Source organism: Aurantiacibacter atlanticus (assembly GCF_001077815.2).
In the GTDB taxonomy this organism is placed as follows: Bacteria; Pseudomonadota; Alphaproteobacteria; order Sphingomonadales; family Sphingomonadaceae; genus Alteraurantiacibacter; species Alteraurantiacibacter atlanticus.
The window spans coordinates 2,022,365-2,039,001 of record NZ_CP011310.1 but is presented as its reverse complement, the minus strand read 5'-3'; the positions used below and the strand labels follow the sequence as shown (position 1 = coordinate 2,039,001).

16 protein-coding genes are annotated in these 16,637 nt (G+C 57.3%); 10 read left to right on the top strand and 6 right to left on the bottom strand.

The annotated features are described in order from the left end of the window. Positions 1 to 123: 123 nt before the first annotated feature. Positions 124 to 894 (bottom strand): ComF family protein, encoded by a 771-nt coding sequence (locus tag CP97_RS09815; protein ID WP_227819573.1) that lies wholly within the window; start codon positions 892 to 894, stop codon positions 124 to 126. Between CP97_RS09815 and CP97_RS09810 the strand changes: the two genes are divergently transcribed. Continuing rightward, positions 893 to 1,699 carry a class I SAM-dependent methyltransferase gene (locus CP97_RS09810; protein WP_227819572.1) on the top strand — a complete coding sequence of 269 codons (807 nt, stop codon included), beginning with the start codon at positions 893 to 895 and terminating at the stop codon, positions 1,697 to 1,699. The two genes, CP97_RS09815 and CP97_RS09810, sit on opposite strands and share 2 nt — an antisense overlap. Here CP97_RS09810 and ppdK read toward each other — a convergent pair. Genes ppdK through CP97_RS09795 form a run of 3 tightly spaced genes read right to left on the bottom strand, consistent with a single transcriptional unit; the run spans position 1,682 to position 7,541 of the window. Further along, entirely contained in the window at positions 1,682 to 4,351 is a 2,670-nt protein-coding gene (gene ppdK / locus CP97_RS09805; RefSeq protein ID WP_048885791.1) for a pyruvate, phosphate dikinase, read from the bottom strand. The two genes, CP97_RS09810 and ppdK, sit on opposite strands and share 18 nt — an antisense overlap. A 56-nt stretch (positions 4,352 to 4,407) precedes the next feature. Further along, positions 4,408 to 6,645 carry a glycine--tRNA ligase subunit beta gene (glyS, locus tag CP97_RS09800; protein ID WP_048885790.1) on the bottom strand — a complete coding sequence of 746 codons (2,238 nt, stop codon included), beginning with the start codon at positions 6,643 to 6,645 and terminating at the stop codon, positions 4,408 to 4,410. After that, entirely contained in the window at positions 6,642 to 7,541 is a 900-nt protein-coding gene (locus CP97_RS09795; RefSeq protein WP_048885789.1) for a glycine--tRNA ligase subunit alpha, read from the bottom strand. The genes glyS and CP97_RS09795 overlap by 4 nt, the downstream gene beginning before the upstream one ends. Before the next feature lie 63 nt (positions 7,542 to 7,604). Here CP97_RS09795 and CP97_RS09790 point away from each other — a divergent pair, with 63 nt between their 5' ends. From CP97_RS09790 to pth, 8 genes are all read left to right on the top strand, one after another. Continuing rightward, positions 7,605 to 8,603, top strand: coding sequence for a TraB/GumN family protein (locus CP97_RS09790; RefSeq protein ID WP_048885788.1), 999 nt, complete (start codon positions 7,605 to 7,607; stop codon positions 8,601 to 8,603). A 240-nt stretch (positions 8,604 to 8,843) separates the two neighbouring features. Next, positions 8,844 to 8,993: a hypothetical protein gene (locus tag CP97_RS16295; RefSeq protein ID WP_161485452.1), complete on the top strand. Its 150-nt coding sequence runs from the start codon at positions 8,844 to 8,846 to the stop codon at positions 8,991 to 8,993. Between the two features lie 30 nt (positions 8,994 to 9,023). Further along, positions 9,024 to 9,221: a helix-turn-helix transcriptional regulator gene (locus CP97_RS09785; RefSeq protein ID WP_048885787.1), complete on the top strand. Its 198-nt coding sequence runs from the start codon at positions 9,024 to 9,026 to the stop codon at positions 9,219 to 9,221. Then, positions 9,205 to 9,633: a hypothetical protein gene (locus tag CP97_RS09780; protein WP_149036455.1), complete on the top strand. Its 429-nt coding sequence runs from the start codon at positions 9,205 to 9,207 to the stop codon at positions 9,631 to 9,633. Before CP97_RS09785 ends, CP97_RS09780 begins: the two co-directional genes overlap by 17 nt. A 40-nt stretch (positions 9,634 to 9,673) precedes the next feature. Beyond that, entirely contained in the window at positions 9,674 to 10,636 is a 963-nt protein-coding gene (locus CP97_RS09775) for a TraB/GumN family protein (RefSeq protein WP_048885785.1), read from the top strand. 20 nt (positions 10,637 to 10,656) lie between these two features. Next, positions 10,657 to 11,508, top strand: a complete 852-nt coding sequence (locus CP97_RS09770) for a TraB/GumN family protein (protein WP_048885784.1) — start codon at positions 10,657 to 10,659, stop codon at positions 11,506 to 11,508. Positions 11,509 to 11,611: 103 nt separating this feature from the next. Continuing rightward, entirely contained in the window at positions 11,612 to 12,304 is a 693-nt protein-coding gene (locus CP97_RS09765) for a 50S ribosomal protein L25/general stress protein Ctc (protein WP_048885783.1), read from the top strand. A gap of 89 nt (positions 12,305 to 12,393) precedes the next feature. After that, positions 12,394 to 12,969: an aminoacyl-tRNA hydrolase gene (pth, locus tag CP97_RS09760; RefSeq protein WP_048885782.1), complete on the top strand. Its 576-nt coding sequence runs from the start codon at positions 12,394 to 12,396 to the stop codon at positions 12,967 to 12,969. On the opposite strand, the gene CP97_RS09755 is transcribed toward pth, so the two are convergent. Next, complete coding sequence (locus tag CP97_RS09755; RefSeq protein ID WP_048885781.1) at positions 12,966 to 14,114, bottom strand: tetratricopeptide repeat protein; 1,149 nt, start codon at positions 14,112 to 14,114, stop codon at positions 12,966 to 12,968. The genes pth and CP97_RS09755 overlap by 4 nt on opposite strands. Before the next feature lie 166 nt (positions 14,115 to 14,280). Between CP97_RS09755 and CP97_RS09750 the strand changes: the two genes are divergently transcribed. Beyond that, complete coding sequence (locus tag CP97_RS09750; protein WP_063612412.1) at positions 14,281 to 15,015, top strand: cistern family PEP-CTERM protein; 735 nt, start codon at positions 14,281 to 14,283, stop codon at positions 15,013 to 15,015. Between the two features lie 76 nt (positions 15,016 to 15,091). Here CP97_RS09750 and CP97_RS09745 read toward each other — a convergent pair whose 3' ends face one another. Next, positions 15,092 to 16,609, bottom strand: a complete 1,518-nt coding sequence (locus CP97_RS09745) for a tetratricopeptide repeat protein (protein ID WP_063612411.1) — start codon at positions 16,607 to 16,609, stop codon at positions 15,092 to 15,094. Positions 16,610 to 16,637: the final 28 nt, after the last annotated feature.

The window sequence follows — 16,637 nt, the reverse complement described above, 5'->3', positions numbered from 1 at the left end:
CGGCGCAGAGCCGACCTGCTTCATGAGGGATTGGAACTGACGCGCGCACTGGGGGGTGGCGCGAGGTTCCAGTGATATCGTCACGCGAGCGCCCGGGGGGAAACCCTCGGGCGTTTTGCCTTTCTATGCCTCTAATGCTTCATCCAGAACGCGGGAAAAGCAGGCAATCACCACTTTGCTGGCGCCGGCTTGCTTCAATGTGCTGACACATGCACCGCTTGTCGCGCCGCTTGTCAGGACATCATCCACCAGCAGAATTTTTGCGTCCTTTATCTGATCCATCCGCCTTGGATTAATGGCGATGACGCCTTCCATCGTCCTGGCTCGCTGTGCCTTGCCAAGGCTTCCCAACGCCGGGGTCGCGCGCGTGCGCAATAATCCGTCCACCATTGGCTTCGCCCTCCCCATCCTGCCGAGCTCCCGCGCCAGCAATGCCGATTGGTTGAAACCACGCCGCCACAGGCGAAAGCGATGCAGCGGCACAGGCACCGTCAGCCAATCCCCGTCCGTTTCCGGAAGCCGCGCAGCGATCAATCGTGCGAGCATGGGGGCAAGCGCAATCTTGTTGCCATGTTTGAATGACAGCACAAGCCGCCGTGCGGCGTCGTTATAGAGTGTGCCCGCGGCAATCCCGTCATGCAGCGGCGGTTGTTCAAGGCAAGGTGCGCAGGTTTTGATCGCGTGGCTTGAACTACTGTCAAAGGGGCGCTGGCACAGGCGGCAATTCGGCTCCCCCGGAATGGCGAGTTCGCCCCAGCAGCTGGCACACAGGCCCCTTTGTTCAGCAAGCCCTTCTCCGCATAATGGGCAACGTGGCGGGTAAACAAGGTCCACCAGGGGCGCAAAGGTTTCTGAAATGATGCGGGAAACCGGCATTGAATGGCTATGCTGCATGGTGCTCCGCCTGTACGCAAGCGCAATGGCCGCGCAACCACCAACTACCCCGCCCCGCATATTCTCGACACAGCGTCGCCATGATCGGCGCCATCGGGCATTGGCCATGCAGGACCGGCCCGATGCAGCCAGTTTCATGGTGGATGAAATGGTTGCCGATGTGCTCGAACGGCTTGCCTTCCTGCGACATGAGCCGGGCAGATCGCTAATTATCGGCGATAGTTCTGGGGTTTTGGCGCGGCAGCTTGGAGGTGAGGTAATCACAGCCGACATTGCAGGCGCCCGCATGATCGATCTTGAAGCGCCTTTTCCGATTTCGGGCTTTGATTTTATCGCCGTGCTCGGCCTGCTCGACACGGTGAATGATCTGCCGGGCGCGCTCATCCATATTCGCCACGCGCTTTCGCCCGGCGGGCTTGCCATAACCAGTTTTCCAGCGGCAGGGTCCTTGCCAGTGCTGCGCGGGGCGATAATGGCGGCTGAACCGGACAGGCCTGCTGCCCGCATGCACCCGCTTGTCGATAGCCGTGCGGGCGCGCAATTACTCCAGCGTGCGGGCTGGAAGGATCCCGTAGTCGATACCTATGAACTGACGGTGCGCTATCGCAAAATGGCTAGGCTGGTGGAGGATCTGCGCGAACAGGGACTTGGCAATGTGCTTGCATCGCCGGCTCCGCCATTGGGCAAAGCTGCACTAGAGCGTGCCAGCAATGCCTTCATGGCGGAGGCGGACGATGACGGGCGCGTGAGTGAGCGCTTCACCTTCCTCACACTCAGCGGGCGTCGTTCACTCGGCGGAACGTAATGCGGCCTGTGCTGCTGCCAGCCTTGCGATAGGGACGCGATAAGGGCTGGCGCTGACATAATCGAGGCCAACTTTCTCGCAGAAGGCGATGCTTTCCGGATCGCCGCCATGTTCGCCGCAAATGCCCAGCTTGATGTCCGGCGTTGTTGCCCTGCCCCGCTCTGCCGCGAGTTCAACCAGTTGGCCCACCCCGTCTATGTCGAGGCTGACGAAGGGATCCTTCGCGTAAATGCCCTTGTCGACGTAAGGCGCAAGAAAACGGCCCGCATCATCGCGGCTGACGCCAAGCGCGGTTTGCGTCAAATCATTTGTACCGAAGGAGAAAAAGCGTGCTTCCTGCGCGATTTCGCCTGCCATCAGTGCAGCGCGGGGTAATTCGATCATCGTACCGACGAGATAATCGAGTGTGCGACCCTGTTCGGTGAACACTTCTTCCGCGACACGATCAACCAATTCACGCAGGATTTCCAGTTCCCGGCGTGTGGCGACAAGCGGAATCATGACTTCGGGAACGACAGGATCGCCGCCTTCAGCGGTAACTTCGCACGCGGCTTCGAAAATGGCGCGCGCCTGCATTTCATATATTTCGGGGAATGTAATGCCCAAACGGCATCCGCGATGGCCCAGCATCGGGTTGAATTCATGTAATTCCGCGGCACGTCGTTTAAGGTGATCGACACCCACGCTCAGGCTTTCGGAAAGTTCTTCGAACTCCTCGTCCCGGGTCGGCATAAATTCATGCAATGGCGGATCGAGCAGGCGGATCGTGCACGGCAGACCCGTCATAGTGCGGAAAATCTCGGCAAAATCGCCACGCTGTTCAGGCAGCAGGCGATGGAGAGCTGCTCGTCGTCCGCTTTCATCATCGGCCAGGATCATGGCGCGTACGGCGCTGATCCTGCCGGCGTCGAAGAACATATGCTCTGTCCGGCACAGACCAATGCCCTCGGCACCGAAGCCGCGAGCGGTGCGGCAATCGTCAGGAGTTTCGGCATTTGTGCGCACACCCATCCGGCGATGCTTGTCTGCCCAATCCATCAGCACGCCGAAATCGCCGGCAAGTTCAGGCTCTATAGTGGGGACCTGCCCTGCCATGATTTCGCCCGTTGCGCCGTCCAGCGTGATGATATCGCCTTCCTTGAATTCACGATCGCCAATGCGCAAGGTGCGCTCATCAAGCTTGATCGAGACCGCCGACGCACCCGATACACAGGGGCGTCCCATGCCGCGCGCGACCACGGCTGCATGCGACGTCATGCCGCCACGTGCGGTAAGAATACCCTTGGCCGCGTGCATGCCGTGAATATCTTCCGGGCTTGTTTCCACCCGAACGAGAATCACGGATTCGTCACGATTGGACCACAGTTCTGCCGTGTCCGCATCAAGTACTATCTTGCCCGAAGCAGCACCTGGCGAGGCCGGGAGGCCCTTGCCCAGCACATCGCGCTCGGCATCGGGATCAAGCGTCGGGTGCAGCAGCTGGTCGAGCGCCATCGGGTCCACCCGCAAAATCGCTGTCTCCTGATCGATCAGACCTTCATCTGCCATGTCGACAGCCATCTTCAGCGCGGCCTTGGCGGTGCGTTTCCCTGAACGGGTTTGCAGCATCCACAGCTTGCCCTGCTGCACGGTAAATTCGATATCCTGCATGTCACGATAATGGGTTTCAAGCAGATCAAAAACGCGGGCAAGTTCGCCATAAGCTTCGGGCATGGCTTCTTCCATGCTTGGCAGATCGGCCCCTGCAGCCTCGCGCCGTGCCTTGGTGAGATATTGCGGCGTGCGAATGCCGGCGACAACGTCCTCGCCCTGCGCATTGACCAACCATTCACCGTAATAGGTGCGTTCGCCGGTCGAAGGATCACGGGTGAAAGCGACCCCCGTGGCGCTTGTTTCACCCATATTACCAAACACCATGGCCTGCACATTGACCGCTGTGCCCCAGCCAGCGGGAATGGAATTCAATCGACGATAGACCTTGGCCCTGTCGCTTTCCCAGCTCTCAAATACCGCGGCGATGGCGCCCCATAGCTGTTCATGAACGTCCTGCGGAAAAGGCTCTCCGCGTTCCTGTTCGACGATCGTCTTGAATTGGCCGACCAGTTTCTGCCAATCATCCGCTTCCATTTCGACGTCAGTGAAATAGCCGCGGTCTTCCTTGGCAATCTCCAGCGCTTCTTCGAAAAGGCCGTGATCGAGCTCCAGGACGACGTCGGAATACATCTGGATAAAGCGGCGGTAGCTGTCCCACGCAAAGCGCGAATGCCCGGAATTGGCGGCCAGCCCCTCTACCGTCACATCATTGAGACCGAGATTGAGAACGGTATCCATCATGCCTGGCATGGATACACGCGCACCTGAACGGACAGAGACAAGCAAGGGATCTTCAGGATCACCGAACCGCTTACCAACGGCGCGCTCCACATGAGCAAGCGAAGCTGCCACATCGGCGCGCAGCTTATCTGAAAAAGCCTCACCACGGGTCAGATAGCTGAGGGATTCCTCGGTAGTTATGGTGAAGCCCGGAGGAACCGGCAGGCCAATACCCGCCATTTCAGCAAGGTTTGCACCCTTGCCCCCGGTTACTGTTTTGTCCTTTTGCCGCGGATCGGAATAATCCGCGTCACCACCGAAATTATAGACAGTCTTCATGAAATTGGCTGCTCCGTTATATGCGGAAATTATGTTCTATTGGCCGTGTCTTCGGCCTAACCTTCAATTTTTGAGAAATCTGCAACATTGTGGACTGCGTCCCGAAAGCGTGCAAGCAAGTCTAATCGGGCCGCGCGCTTATCAGTATTGTCATCATTGACAGTAACGTCCTCGAAAAAAGCATCTATGGGAGCGCGCAGGCTGGCAAGTGCGGACATTGCAGCGGCGAAATCTTCAGCCGCAATCGCAGCATCCGCCTGCGGCCCGGCAGCATCAAGCGCCTTGATTACCGCCTGTTCGGCAGGCTCGGGCGTGTAGGATAACTCCGCCGTATGGCGATCAGCCATTTTTGCAGCGATAACTGCCGCCATATCGGGATTGTCCACCTGGCTTAAGGGGTCTTCCTCGCCCGTCCGCGATATTTCGCCCTCAATCCCGTGCCAGTCTTCTTTCTTGAGAATATTGGCCGCACGCTTGTAGGCAGCGAGCAGGTTTGTGCCGTTGTCAGTGTCGATAAAAGCTTGGAGAGCTTGGACGCGGGCAAGCAAGCGAACGATATCTTCCTCTCCGCCAAGCGCGAAGACAGCGTCGATCAGATCGTGACGGACGCCTGCTTCGCGCTGTTGGACTTTGAGGCGATCGATAACAAAATCCCTGACATCGTCCATATATCTCCCATCAAAAATATCGACGACAGACTCGATAGATTCTCTAACACTTTCACTCGGCTGCGCTGATCCAGGTTCGTCCTTGATCCCTTGCTCGATATAGTTTTCACGAGCCTTCGCTAACCATGAGGTGAGTTCACCTCTCAATGTATTCTTTGTGACGATACCTAGAGTGCCGATAGCGGCCCGCCTCAATCCAAAGGGATCCTTCGATCCGGTAGGCTTCATGAGCTTCATGAAGAAGCCTGCAATCGTATCCAGTTTGTCGGCTAATGAGATCGCCACCGTCACAGAAGCAGTCGGCACTTCATCGCTCTGCCTTACCGGCTTGTAATGATCGCGGATCGCGTCAGCCACCTCTTTCGGCAGACCTTCAGCGCGGGCATAGTAGCCGCCCATCAATCCCTGGAGTTCTGGAAATTCGCCGACCATTTCGGTTACGAGATCGGCCTTTGAGAGCATTGCGGCCTGCTCGGTTAGGTCGGGATCAGCGCCATCGACGATACCTTCTTCTACCAGCCAGACCGCCAGCTTTGCCACCCGGTCCACCTTATCGGCCACGCTGCCCAGCTTCTCGTGGAAGGTAATGCGATCCAGCTTCTTTGCCTGATCGCACAGGGGCGTTTTCTGATCTAGCTCCCAGAAGAAGCGCGCATCAGAAAGGCGTGCGGCGAGGACCTTGCGGTTGCCATTCACCACCAGGGCGGGGTCTTCTGCATCAATATTGGCGGTGCAGATAAAGGCGTTGGCCAGATTGCCGCTGGCATCCTCGCATACGAAATATTTCTGGTTCACACGCGCGGTAAGCTGGATAACCTCAGACGGGACATCGAGGAAATCCTCGTCAAACCGCCCCAGCAGCGGCACGGGCCATTCGGTCAAGCCGGCGTTTTCAATAACCAGGCCTTCATCTTCTACCAGCCTGAGCCCCGCTTCTGTGGCAACTTTCGCCGCGACATCACGAATCATATTCTGACGTTCTTCATGATCTACGATCACGTGACAGGCGCGCAGCTTTTCGACATAATCATCTGCCGAACCGATGGTGATCTCACCCGGACAATGGAAGCGATGGCCATGCGTTACATAACCGCTCGCGATGCCGCCCGACGTGAACGGCACAAGTTCTTCACCCAATATCGCGACAATGCCCGACAGGGGCCTGACCCAGCGCGTGCTTTCAGTGCTGATTGATGCTTCGCCCCAGCGCATGGATTTTGGCCATGAGAAATCGCGGATGATCGCCGGAACGGCATCTGCCAGTAATTCCGTCATCGCGCGGCCCGGCACATTCTTCACCGCAAAATAAGTCGCGCGGCCCTTCACATCGCGGGTTTCAAGTTGTTCGCGCATAATGCCGATCTTGCGGCAGAAACCGTCCACGGCCTGATCGGGCGCGCCGACTGGCGGGCCCTTTGCCTCTTCGCTCACTGCCTTCGTCGCTTCAGGCAGATCGCGCGCGATCAGCGCAAGGCGGCGCGGAGTTGACCAGATGGTTAGGTCCTTGATGGAAACGCCAGCGGCATCCATTTGACGGCGTAACAGCTTTTCCAGCTCTGCCCGCGCGCCGGCCTGCATCCGGGCAGGAATTTCCTCACAGCGCAGTTCCAGGAGAAAGTCGCTCATAGCGTCCACTCCGGATAACCCTTCTGCCACTGCGGGGTCATAACCTCGGCATATTTCTCACAACTGCCGCGCGCCAGATCGCGCACGCGGGCCATGTAGCTGGCGCGCTCCTGTACCGAAATAACGCCGCGTGCCTGCAACAAATTGAATAGATGGCTGGCCTCTACCGCCTGTTCATAGGCAGCGATGGGCACATCGGCAGCCAGTGCATTCTGGCATTCCGCCTCTGCCTTGCTGAAAAGGTCGAACAGGGCATCGGTGTCTGCAACTTCAAAGTTCCATTTCGACATCTGTCGTTCGTTTTCGAGAAACACTTGTCCGTAGGTGTAGCCCTTGCCGTTGAAATCGAGATCGTAAACATTGTCCACGCCCTGAATATACATGGCCAGCCGTTCCAGCCCGTAGGTCAGTTCGCCCGCGACGGGTTTGCAATCATAGCCGCCCATCTGCTGGAAATAGGTGAATTGCGTGACTTCCATGCCATCGCACCAGACTTCCCAGCCAAGGCCCCATGCACCCAGTGTCGGGCTTTCCCAATCATCCTCCACAAAGCGAATATCATGCTTGAGCGGATCAATGCCGATCACTTCAAGGCTCTTGAGATAAAGCTCCTGAATGTCGGGCGGGCTCGGTTTCAGGATGACCTGATACTGGTAATAATGCTGCAATCTGTTTGGATTTTCGCCATAGCGGCCATCAGTTGGACGGCGGCTTGGCTGCACGAAAGCAGCGTTCCACGGCTCAGGACCAAGCGCGCGCAGAGTGGTCGCCGTATGGAACGTGCCCGCCCCCATACGCATGTCGTAAGGTTGCAGGATAAGACAGCCTTGCGTGCTCCAGAAATCGTGCAGCGCGAGGATCATGTCCTGAAAGCTTGTCTTCGGGTTCCGCTCCATGATGCGGCGCAATGGCTGATGCCTTCGAAACCGTCAATGCCGGGCGCGCATGGCGCTTGACACATGGCATGCTTGCCGCATCATCTGCACGGCATGACCGGTCAGTTTTTCCGCATCGCCTTGGCGGCAATCTTCACGCTTTTACTGGCTGCTCCGGCTGCGGCGCAGCATCTTCGCCCGCACACACATCATGAATTCACGCAGGATTACGAGCCATCCCCTGCTATCTGGCAAGTTTCGGATGAAGATACGACCGTTTACTTGCTGGGCACGATGCATGCCCTGCCGCGTGGATTTCGCTGGCGTAGTGCAAAGCTCAACGCGATAATTGCGGAAGCGGATGAACTGGTCGTGGAAACCAGCCGATTCGATCCGTCCGCTGATGTGCTGAATGTTGATGCAAAGCTGAAGGCACGGATAGCGAACCGATCTTCGACATCCAGCCGACTGTCTGCCGCAGGCCGAGAGCGCTGGATTGCGCTGATCGCCAGAACTGGCTTCGGATTTGACGAGATTGACAAACTGCCGATTTTGCTTGGCCTGTTGACGATGGGAATGATGGGCGAAGCGGATGACCAATCGTTCGAGGCTTATGGCGTGGAATCCGTGCTTGAGCAGGAATTCCTGCGTCGAGAATCTCCCATCATCGCCATCGAGGATTCCGGAGAAGTGATGTACAGCCTCTTCCGCCTCGACACCGCGGCGCTTGTCGATGATCTCGATAGCAAGCTGATGGCTTGGAATGGAAAATCTCTCATGCCCTTTTTTGATGTGGGCTATGTTGAACGGTCCGCCGATGACTATTGGAGGATGGAGCACCGATGGGCGCAGGGGATATTGGAAGCTGATTTTTCCATTGGTTTCGGTGACGGCCCCATCGGGCGTGCGTTCGATTATAACTTGCTGGACCGCCGCAATACTTCCTGGGCCAGATGGATAGAAATGCGGCTGCAAGATCCAGGCACGGCGCTGGTTGCAGTCGGGGCAGGCCATTTTGAAGGACCGGCATCACTGCTGATCAAGCTCGATGACCGTGGATTGTCGGCGAACAGAATAGATTAGCGGCCAGCCTTTGTGATGCTTGGCGCAGCGTCGAGAAATTTGTCATTATGAATTTCCGACGGTTGGGTGGCTCGAAGTCGCCTCTCCGTGACTTTGTGTCAGGGGTAGTATTGACACAGTCGGCTCCTCATGACAAAAAGTAAAGATAACTTGACACAAGGGAAGGTTCGCACGACATACTGCGGATGAATCCCGCCTATCAGTCTTCAGGACTTCAAGAGCCTTGTGAAAGGGCGTGGCATGAAATTTGAGATCACTCGTAGCAGCATTCTTGCACTGCTCGGTATCGTCGTAATCATGTTCTTCGCGGGATATGGGTTCGGCAATATCAGTGCCAAAACATACAAGAATTTCACAGAAAGCTCGACAGCCAGCCATGAACTCCGCTGACCAGATGATGCCATCTGCCAGGAAGTTCCAATGAATAACCGTCTCAAGGTTCTTCGCGCCATGCACGATTGGAGCCAGGCGGAGCTGGCCGGTCGTCTCGATGTGTCGCGGCAGGCCGTGAATGCGATTGAGACCGGCAAGCACGATCCATCGCTCCCGCTGGCCTTCCGCATTGCCCGCCTTTTCGAAATGCGTATCGAGGAGATCTTCGATGACCAACATGAATGATAGTGCCATGACAGGTGAAGCCCGTTTGAAAGCCCGTCGCAACCGCCTGTGGGCATTTTCCGGAATGGGATTCCTGATTGCCATTATCGTGGGTCTGGCGACAGGATTTGCAGGCGATCTTTATGAGGATGGCAGTCTTCCTGCATGGAGCATCTACGCAATATGGGCTTTAGTTGTTGCCGCCTTTACATGGTTCACCATCAGCTATTTCCGACGGGTCGATGAGCTCGATTTGATGGACAATATGTGGGCCACATTGATCGCTTTCTATTTCTATGTCGTGGCAATGCCATCTTGGTATATGTTTGACATCATCGGGCTTGCCGGCACCCCGCAGGATAAGGTGATCTATCTAGCAACCCTCGCTGTCATGTTCATAGCTTACGGTGCGCGCAAACTTGGTTTGCGCTGATCTTTCATAACCATTACCTGGATTTTACGGAGATAATAAAATGCTGAAGAGATTGATCCTTACAGCTTCTGCACTGACTCTGTCAGCCTGCGCTTTTCCTGAGACAACGCTAGCGAATGAGGCAGGCGCGCATGAACACGGCGCTGTCGAACAATCGGCAGTGGGCTCAAGCGGTCCGGCAATGTGGCAATTGGGTGATGAAGATACGACCATTTACCTGTTCGGCACCGTGCATTTCCTTCCTGAAGGATTGGACTGGTACAAGCCTGCAATCGCCGATGCGCTGAGCGGGGCCGACCAGTTCGTGACCGAAATTGACACGAGCACCGTGCCGCAGATGGAGCCAGGTGAGCCCCCCTCCCCCGAAGCGATGGCGATGGTGCAGCTGATGATAGGCCTTGCACAACTTGAAACCGGCGGCACCCTACGGGATCTTATGACTGAAGAGGACCGCGTCGAATATGAGGCTGGCATGACTGCTCTAGGTCTTCCGCCGCAAACATTCGACGGTTTTGAACCGTGGTTTGCCATTATGAACATGGCGCAGATTGCGCTGATGCAGGCGGGCATGGATCCTTCCACCGGTGTGGAGCGCGTGTTGGATGAACAGGTCGAAGGCAAGGATCGCGCCGCCTTTGAAACGGTTGAGCAGCAATTCGGCTTTTTTGATGGATTGCCGATGGAATCGCAGCTGCTCATGCTTGATGAAAGCGTCGAGGCCCTGCCTGACATGGGTCCCGGCCTTCAGGCCCTGATCGATGAATGGATGGATGGCGATGCCGTTGGTCTGGCCGCTCTGATGAATGAGGAAATGAGCGATCCGGTGCTGTATGATGTGCTGCTAACATCACGCAATTCCAATTGGGCAGAATGGATCGAACAGCGCCTCGAACAGCCTGGCACGGTGTTTATCGCTGTAGGGGCAGGACATCTTGCCGGTGAAGGTAGCGTCCAGCAATTCCTTGCAGAGCGCGGCATAAGCACGGAGCGGGTTGCATACTGATACGCACGATCATCGCATTATTGGGGGCGCTGTGGCTGGTTGGCTGCAGCGCCCCAAATGATGATGCCAGGCAGGTCTGGCCCGAGCCCTCTCCCGCTGTTTGGGAAATCACTGCGCCAGAGGGGCAAAAAGGCTGGCTGTTCGGAACCATCCATGCCCTGCCCGATGAGGTGGAGTGGCGCACGCCGTTAATTGACCATACGCTGACACAATCAGGTGTGCTGGTTGTGGAGGTCGCCGATCTAGGCGATCCCACCGGACCTGATCTCTTCAACCAACTGGCGCATGCACCGGGGCAGCCGCCGCTTACACAACGTGTCGCACCAGTTCACCGTCCGGCTCTGCGTGCCTTGCTGAATGAAGCAGAGCGGCAGGATGAGGATTTCCCCGATACGGAAAGCTGGGCTGCTGCTCTGTCGCTTGCGGCCGCAGTGCGAGAAGGCGATCCGCGCAATGGTGTGGACCGCGTATTATTGTCACAGACGCAGGATGTCGTCGCGCTTGAAAGCTATGACGGGCAACTTGCAATGTTCGATATGCTTTCGGCAGAGGCTCAATCTGCCCTGCTTGCAGGGGTGGCGGAGGAAAGAAAGAGGAATGCGGGCGGTGTCGCTGTAGATGCCTGGCTTACTGGCAATGACCAGTGGATGGTGGGACAACTGAATGGACCGCTGTTGGCGCATCCGGAACTAAAGGCAGTATTATTGACACGGCGAAACGCGGCCTGGGCGCAGCGAATTGCGGCTCTGATAAGGGAAGGCCGCGCCCCCTTTGTCGCGGTGGGCGCGTCTCACGTGGTGGGCGTCGAAGGGCTTGCAGATTTGCTGAGCAAAAGGGGCTATGATGTGCAGAGGCTGCCGGACATAGAATAGTTGCAATTTGCACAGCTGCTGCTAAACGCGCGCCCTCCCCTGTCATGGTCATCCCTGGAGGCATGGTGCGGGGTCGTATTCAATCTATCGAAAGGCAAGACTTATGAGCGATGCTCTGAACCTGTCGGCCGAGCTGCGCGAAAGGGCTGGCAAGGGAGCCTCCCGTGAGCTGCGTCGCAATGGCCGTGTTCCCGCCGTTATTTACGGTGGCAAGGAAGAACCGACAACGATCCACCTGGAAGAAAAGGCACTCGTCAAACAGTTGATGACCGGCCACTTCATGAATTCCATCGTGATGATCGATCTGGATGGAAAAAGCCACCGCACCCTGCCCAAGGATGTGGCGCTTGATCCGGTCAAGGACCGTCCGATTCATGTCGATTTCCTGCGTCTTGCCAAGGATGCCACAATCGTCGTGGAAATCCCCGTGGTCTTCGTCAATGAAGAAGACAGCCCAGGTCTCAAGCGTGGCGGCGTTCTCAACGTCGTGCGTCACGAATTGGAACTCAGCTGCGAAGCGGACAAGATTCCTGGCCAGATCGAGATCGATGTTACCGGTCTGGAAGTTGGCGATTCCATCCACATCAGCTCTGTCACGCTGCCCAAGGGTGCCGAAAGCGCCATTACCGATCGTGATTTCACCATCGCAACCATCGTTGCCCCCTCTGCGCTCAAGCGTGCCGAAGGTGAGTCTTCGGACGAAGACGGTGATGAAACAGATCCCGGTTCGGTTGCTGCAACCGAGCAGGGTCCCGATGCGGACGCTGCTGAAGAGCAGGCGGATAAGAGCGAATAACTCGCTTTATCCTTTAACCGATTACAGCAACGCCGGCCCCACAAGGGTCGGCGTTTGCTTTTGGAGGCGCAGGCTTTAGGGGAACTGCCATGCAGATATGGGTCGGCCTTGGAAATCCCGGACCGCGCTATGCGATGCACCGGCACAATGTCGGTTTCATGGCGTGCGACCTGATTGCAGACATGCATGATTTCGGCCCAGTGCAAAAACGCTTTCAGGGTTGGACACAGGAAGGCCGCCTTGGCGCAGAAAAGATTTTACTGCTCAAGCCCGCCACTTTCATGAATGAAAGCGGCCGCGCAGTGGGTGATGCCTTGCGGTTCTACAAGCTTCCGATTGACGCGTTGACCGTGTTTCATGATGAGCTGGATCTTGCCCCGTTCAAGATCAAAGTGAAGATTGGCGGCGGCCATGCCGGTCATAACGGATTGCGCTCGATCGATAGCCATTGTGGTCCGGAATTTCGCCGCGTGCGCATCGGCATTGGCCATCCCGGCCATAAGGATCGGGTCCATGGGCATGTTCTGGGCAATTACGCGAAATCAGAGATAGATGGCCTCACCGATATGCTCGCTGCAATAGGAGCAGAAGCACATTGGCTGGCCACTGGCGATAACGCCCGTTTCATGAGCGAAATTGCGCTGCGCCAGCAAGCCACGGATTAGCTGGCGGAAGCGCGCCCGCGTGCTGCCTCTTCGGCCAGCTGCCGATCGATTATTGCAGCATCGCGCCGGCCCGCGAAAGGGCCGATAATCGCATAGGCTGCGGCATGTTCACCCGATGCGATGAGGGTACGCGTCAAGACCCGCGCATAGGCGACATTGTCAGGATAGCGGCGGTGGAGTGGTGCCAGCTGCGCCCTGGCCTGTTCCAGCTGACCCAGTTCCAGCATTGCCTGCCCGTATAAGCCACGCGCTTTATCGTGCTCGATGACCATTGCCTCATGCTGCTGCAACATTTTGCGCACATTGAACCAATTGCCATCGAAGGCTTGCAAGCTCGCCTCCAGATATAAAAATTCGACATCTTCGGGATATGCGGTTCGGCCACGCGCGATGAGATCGCGAACCAGATCAATGCGGCCGATCATATCTAACGTCTGAATTGCGCCCAGCAATGCAGGCTTATCTGCGGGGAAACGCTTGATAATCGCCATATAGGCGCGCGCTGCCAGTTCGGGCTCACCCTCCTGTTCTGCAAGGCGAGCAGAGACATACAGCGTTTCAACATTGTCCGGCGCAAGCAGTTGGGCCTGCCGAACAGCAGGACGGGCAGCGTCAACATCATTTCTGGCAAGATGGTGGTTGGCCTCGGCCACGAACAGCCGGCGCTTGTCACCATTAGCCCCCTTCCCCATTGCGAAGGCGCGCAAGGCACCATCATTGTCTCCAGCCATTGCCGCTGCGAGTGCGCGCAGCCGCCAGCTTTCCGCTCCTTCTCTACCGCGAAGCAGAGTGAGCGCAGCGCGATGGTTCCCCGACTGGAGCAAAGCTTCCGCTTCTATCAAAGCTGCATCCGCTGGGAGCACGCCAGCATCCTTGAGGCGGTCAAGCGTAAGATTTGCGTCGGCCCCGCGCCCCATCGCAAGCTGAATGCGGGCCAGCAGCTCGAGCGCCGTCGGATCAGAGGCATCTTCCTGCAATGCCGCAAGGACATCAATCTGTGCTGACACATAATCTTGCCCGGCGAAATGCTCTTGCGCTTCCGCCAGCGGATCGGATTGCATGAAGCTGCATCCGCCAAGCGCGATGGACGATGCGACGGCAAAGACAAATACGGATATTCTGGAGAGGCGCTGACCGGTTTTCATTCAATGGCCAATACGGCCAAAGCGCAAATATTCGGTGAAGCGTCGGTTTTCTTGACAAGCCTGATGTCTAGTCGAGAATGTTAACCATGGAAAACCGCAGAACTCCTGGAATGGCACAGGCTTTGCTTTATTCTCTGTAAACCAAGTGTTCAGGGGGTAATTGACGATGAACAAATTTGTGACCGGCATTGTTGCCATGGCGAGCCTTGCTCTCGCTGCACCGGCCCAAGCCGATCCGATAACGCTAGGAGCCGGAGATGTCGGGACTGCGTTTGAAATCAACCTCAATGGCTTTTCCGGAGACAGCAGCGGCATTGTCGACGGATTGACCAGCACGCTGATTTTCACGCTCGATAGCGTGATCGGCAATAGCTATAATTTCTCCTACGAAGTGGCGAACACCACAGATGGCGGTGTAACCTCACGCATTTCCAGCTTCGCTTTCAACGTCGATCCCGACATTGCCGGCGCGATTGTGGATGGCGCATATCGCTATGCATTCGTTGCGGATGGCCGCGCGAGTGAACCGCACCTCCCTAACCGCGTCGGCAATGTTGATGTGTGCTTCCGCGCTGCAATTGCCGGTTCGTGCTCTGGCCGGGGTGGCGTGACCGAAGGCGAAAGCGGAACAGGATCAATGTCCCTGCTATTCGGTTCAAGCCCTGACGAGATCACGCTGGACGATTTTTTCGTTCGTTATCAGAGCATCACCGGCGCTGACGGCGTAAGTTCGGCTACGGGAGAGCAGATCACTTCGACAACGACTGGCGGTTCCACCAGCGGCACACCCGTTCCGGCACCTGGCATGCTCGGTCTGCTGGCCTTGGCCCTTGCATCGCTCGGTTTCATGCGCCGGCGCCGAGTGGGCACGCAGGCTGAGGTTCAGCCCGCCTACGCCTGATAAGTTCTAATTCGAGACAGTGAAGAGGCGTCGTCCTGATTGGGCGGCGCCTCTTTTGCGTCCGCCCCACCGGCGATTAGCCACGGCGCGCTTCGGCAAGGTGGCGCGCGATAACTGCATTTTCGGGCGCTGCTTGCGCAGCCTGCTCCAGCAATAGCAGACCACGGGAGCGATCCTTGCCAGTGCTGACCAACAACCATCCCAGCGTATCCATGATAGATGGATGGTCCGGTGCCTTGCCCAGCGCCAATTCTGCAAGATGAATTGCTTCTTGCGGATTCCCCGACCGGCTATGGGCAAAGGCAAGATTGTTCAGAACCATTGCATTGGAATCGCCAGTCCAGCCGCGCAATTCCTCATAAGCGTCGATCGCCCCGCGCCAGTTTTCATCATTCAGAGCATTGTCGCCTTCAGCCAGGAGCAGGCCGACGCGTTCCGAGGGTGGAGATTGCTTGAGCGCGGTCTCAATTTCATCTGCAAGGCCAGACTGGCGCGCAGCGGTGGTGAAGATCGCCAGATCCTGCGAAGTGCCGCTGGCGCTGTCCGCGAGCGGCTGGATCGTGGCAAAGGCGGCGCCGGCATCGCCCGTTGCCAATTGTGCACGCGCCAGCAGCCTTCTTGCCTCGGCATTGCCGGGGGTGCGTCGCACCATGGTGATGAGACGCGGCTGCGCCTGTTCAGGGAGGTCCAGTTCAATCAAGGCCCGCACATAAAGCAATTGCTGGCGTATATCTTCGCGCCCTTCGATCGGTTGAAGCAATTCGCGCACTTGCCGCCAATCGGCAGCCTCGGCCGCAAGCCGCGCCTGAAGGTAGATGACATCGGGATCGGAAGGCGTGCGCCGAACGACCTGTTCGATCAGCGGCCGCGCTTCTTCTATACGTCCCAGGTCGCCAAGCACCCCAATTTGCCCCAGCAGAGCGACGCGGCTTTCGGGCCATATGCGGGCTGCCTGCTCATAAAGGGTCAATGCATTGCCAAGTTCTCCGCGTGATTGGGCGATCCGTGCGCTGGCTGTGAGTGAATCGAGCCCGTCGGGCGCGGCCTCACGGGCCTGCTGGCCCAGCCTTTCCGCAGCATCGGAATCCCCTGCATTCAGCATAAAAATTGCATAATCGGCCAGCAGGCGCGATTTCCCGCCTGCCATTCGGGTTCCGCTTTCAAATGCGGATTGTGCCGCAGTAGCATCGCCAAGCCCGACATGCGCCAACGCCGCAATCCGCGCGCCTGCTGCGTTTTCCAAGGCGTTGCCCGCATCCAGAGCTTCCTTGAATTTGCCGCGTAACAGGTCCGCCTCTGCCAGCATCTCGGCTAGGTCTGCCGGAAGAGCACCAAGCTCCGCCAGGCGGGAGAGCGAGGATCCAGCCCCTTCCCCGTCCCCTAATTGCAACTGCGTGCGAGCGAGCAAATCGAGAGCGACGGCATCGTCTGCATTTTCCTGCAAAATCGTGGCAAGATCCAACCGCGCCTCTGAGAAGCGATTTTCAGCGAAGGCCTGCTCTGCGCGATCCATGCGTTCTTCCGGGGAAAGACCGCAGGCCGCGAGCGAGAGCGCCAAGGCAAGAACGGAGGCGGAGCGGATCAATTTTTTCATGGCGTAGTTCATAGCCTGCGCCGGTTGA

Excerpts from the sequence above, each read along its gene's own strand:
- CP97_RS09810 (WP_227819572.1), top strand. The coding sequence starts at position 893 with ATGGTGCTCCGCCTGTACGCAAGCGCAATGGCCGCGCAACCACCAACT.
- CP97_RS09815 (WP_227819573.1), bottom strand. The coding sequence starts at position 894 with ATGCAGCATAGCCATTCAATGCCGGTTTCCCGCATCATTTCAGAAACC.
- ppdK (WP_048885791.1), bottom strand. The coding sequence starts at position 4,351 with ATGAAGACTGTCTATAATTTCGGTGGTGACGCGGATTATTCCGATCCG.
- glyS (WP_048885790.1), bottom strand. The coding sequence starts at position 6,645 with ATGAGCGACTTTCTCCTGGAACTGCGCTGTGAGGAAATTCCTGCCCGG.
- CP97_RS09795 (WP_048885789.1), bottom strand. The coding sequence starts at position 7,541 with ATGGAGCGGAACCCGAAGACAAGCTTTCAGGACATGATCCTCGCGCTG.
- CP97_RS09790 (WP_048885788.1), top strand. The coding sequence starts at position 7,605 with ATGGCATGCTTGCCGCATCATCTGCACGGCATGACCGGTCAGTTTTTC.
- CP97_RS16295 (WP_161485452.1), top strand. The coding sequence starts at position 8,844 with ATGAAATTTGAGATCACTCGTAGCAGCATTCTTGCACTGCTCGGTATC.
- CP97_RS09785 (WP_048885787.1), top strand. The coding sequence starts at position 9,024 with ATGAATAACCGTCTCAAGGTTCTTCGCGCCATGCACGATTGGAGCCAG.
- CP97_RS09780 (WP_149036455.1), top strand. The coding sequence starts at position 9,205 with ATGACCAACATGAATGATAGTGCCATGACAGGTGAAGCCCGTTTGAAA.
- CP97_RS09775 (WP_048885785.1), top strand. The coding sequence starts at position 9,674 with ATGCTGAAGAGATTGATCCTTACAGCTTCTGCACTGACTCTGTCAGCC.
- CP97_RS09765 (WP_048885783.1), top strand. The coding sequence starts at position 11,612 with ATGAGCGATGCTCTGAACCTGTCGGCCGAGCTGCGCGAAAGGGCTGGC.
- pth (WP_048885782.1), top strand. The coding sequence starts at position 12,394 with ATGCAGATATGGGTCGGCCTTGGAAATCCCGGACCGCGCTATGCGATG.
- CP97_RS09755 (WP_048885781.1), bottom strand. The coding sequence starts at position 14,114 with ATGAAAACCGGTCAGCGCCTCTCCAGAATATCCGTATTTGTCTTTGCC.
- CP97_RS09750 (WP_063612412.1), top strand. The coding sequence starts at position 14,281 with ATGAACAAATTTGTGACCGGCATTGTTGCCATGGCGAGCCTTGCTCTC.
- CP97_RS09745 (WP_063612411.1), bottom strand. The coding sequence starts at position 16,609 with ATGAAAAAATTGATCCGCTCCGCCTCCGTTCTTGCCTTGGCGCTCTCG.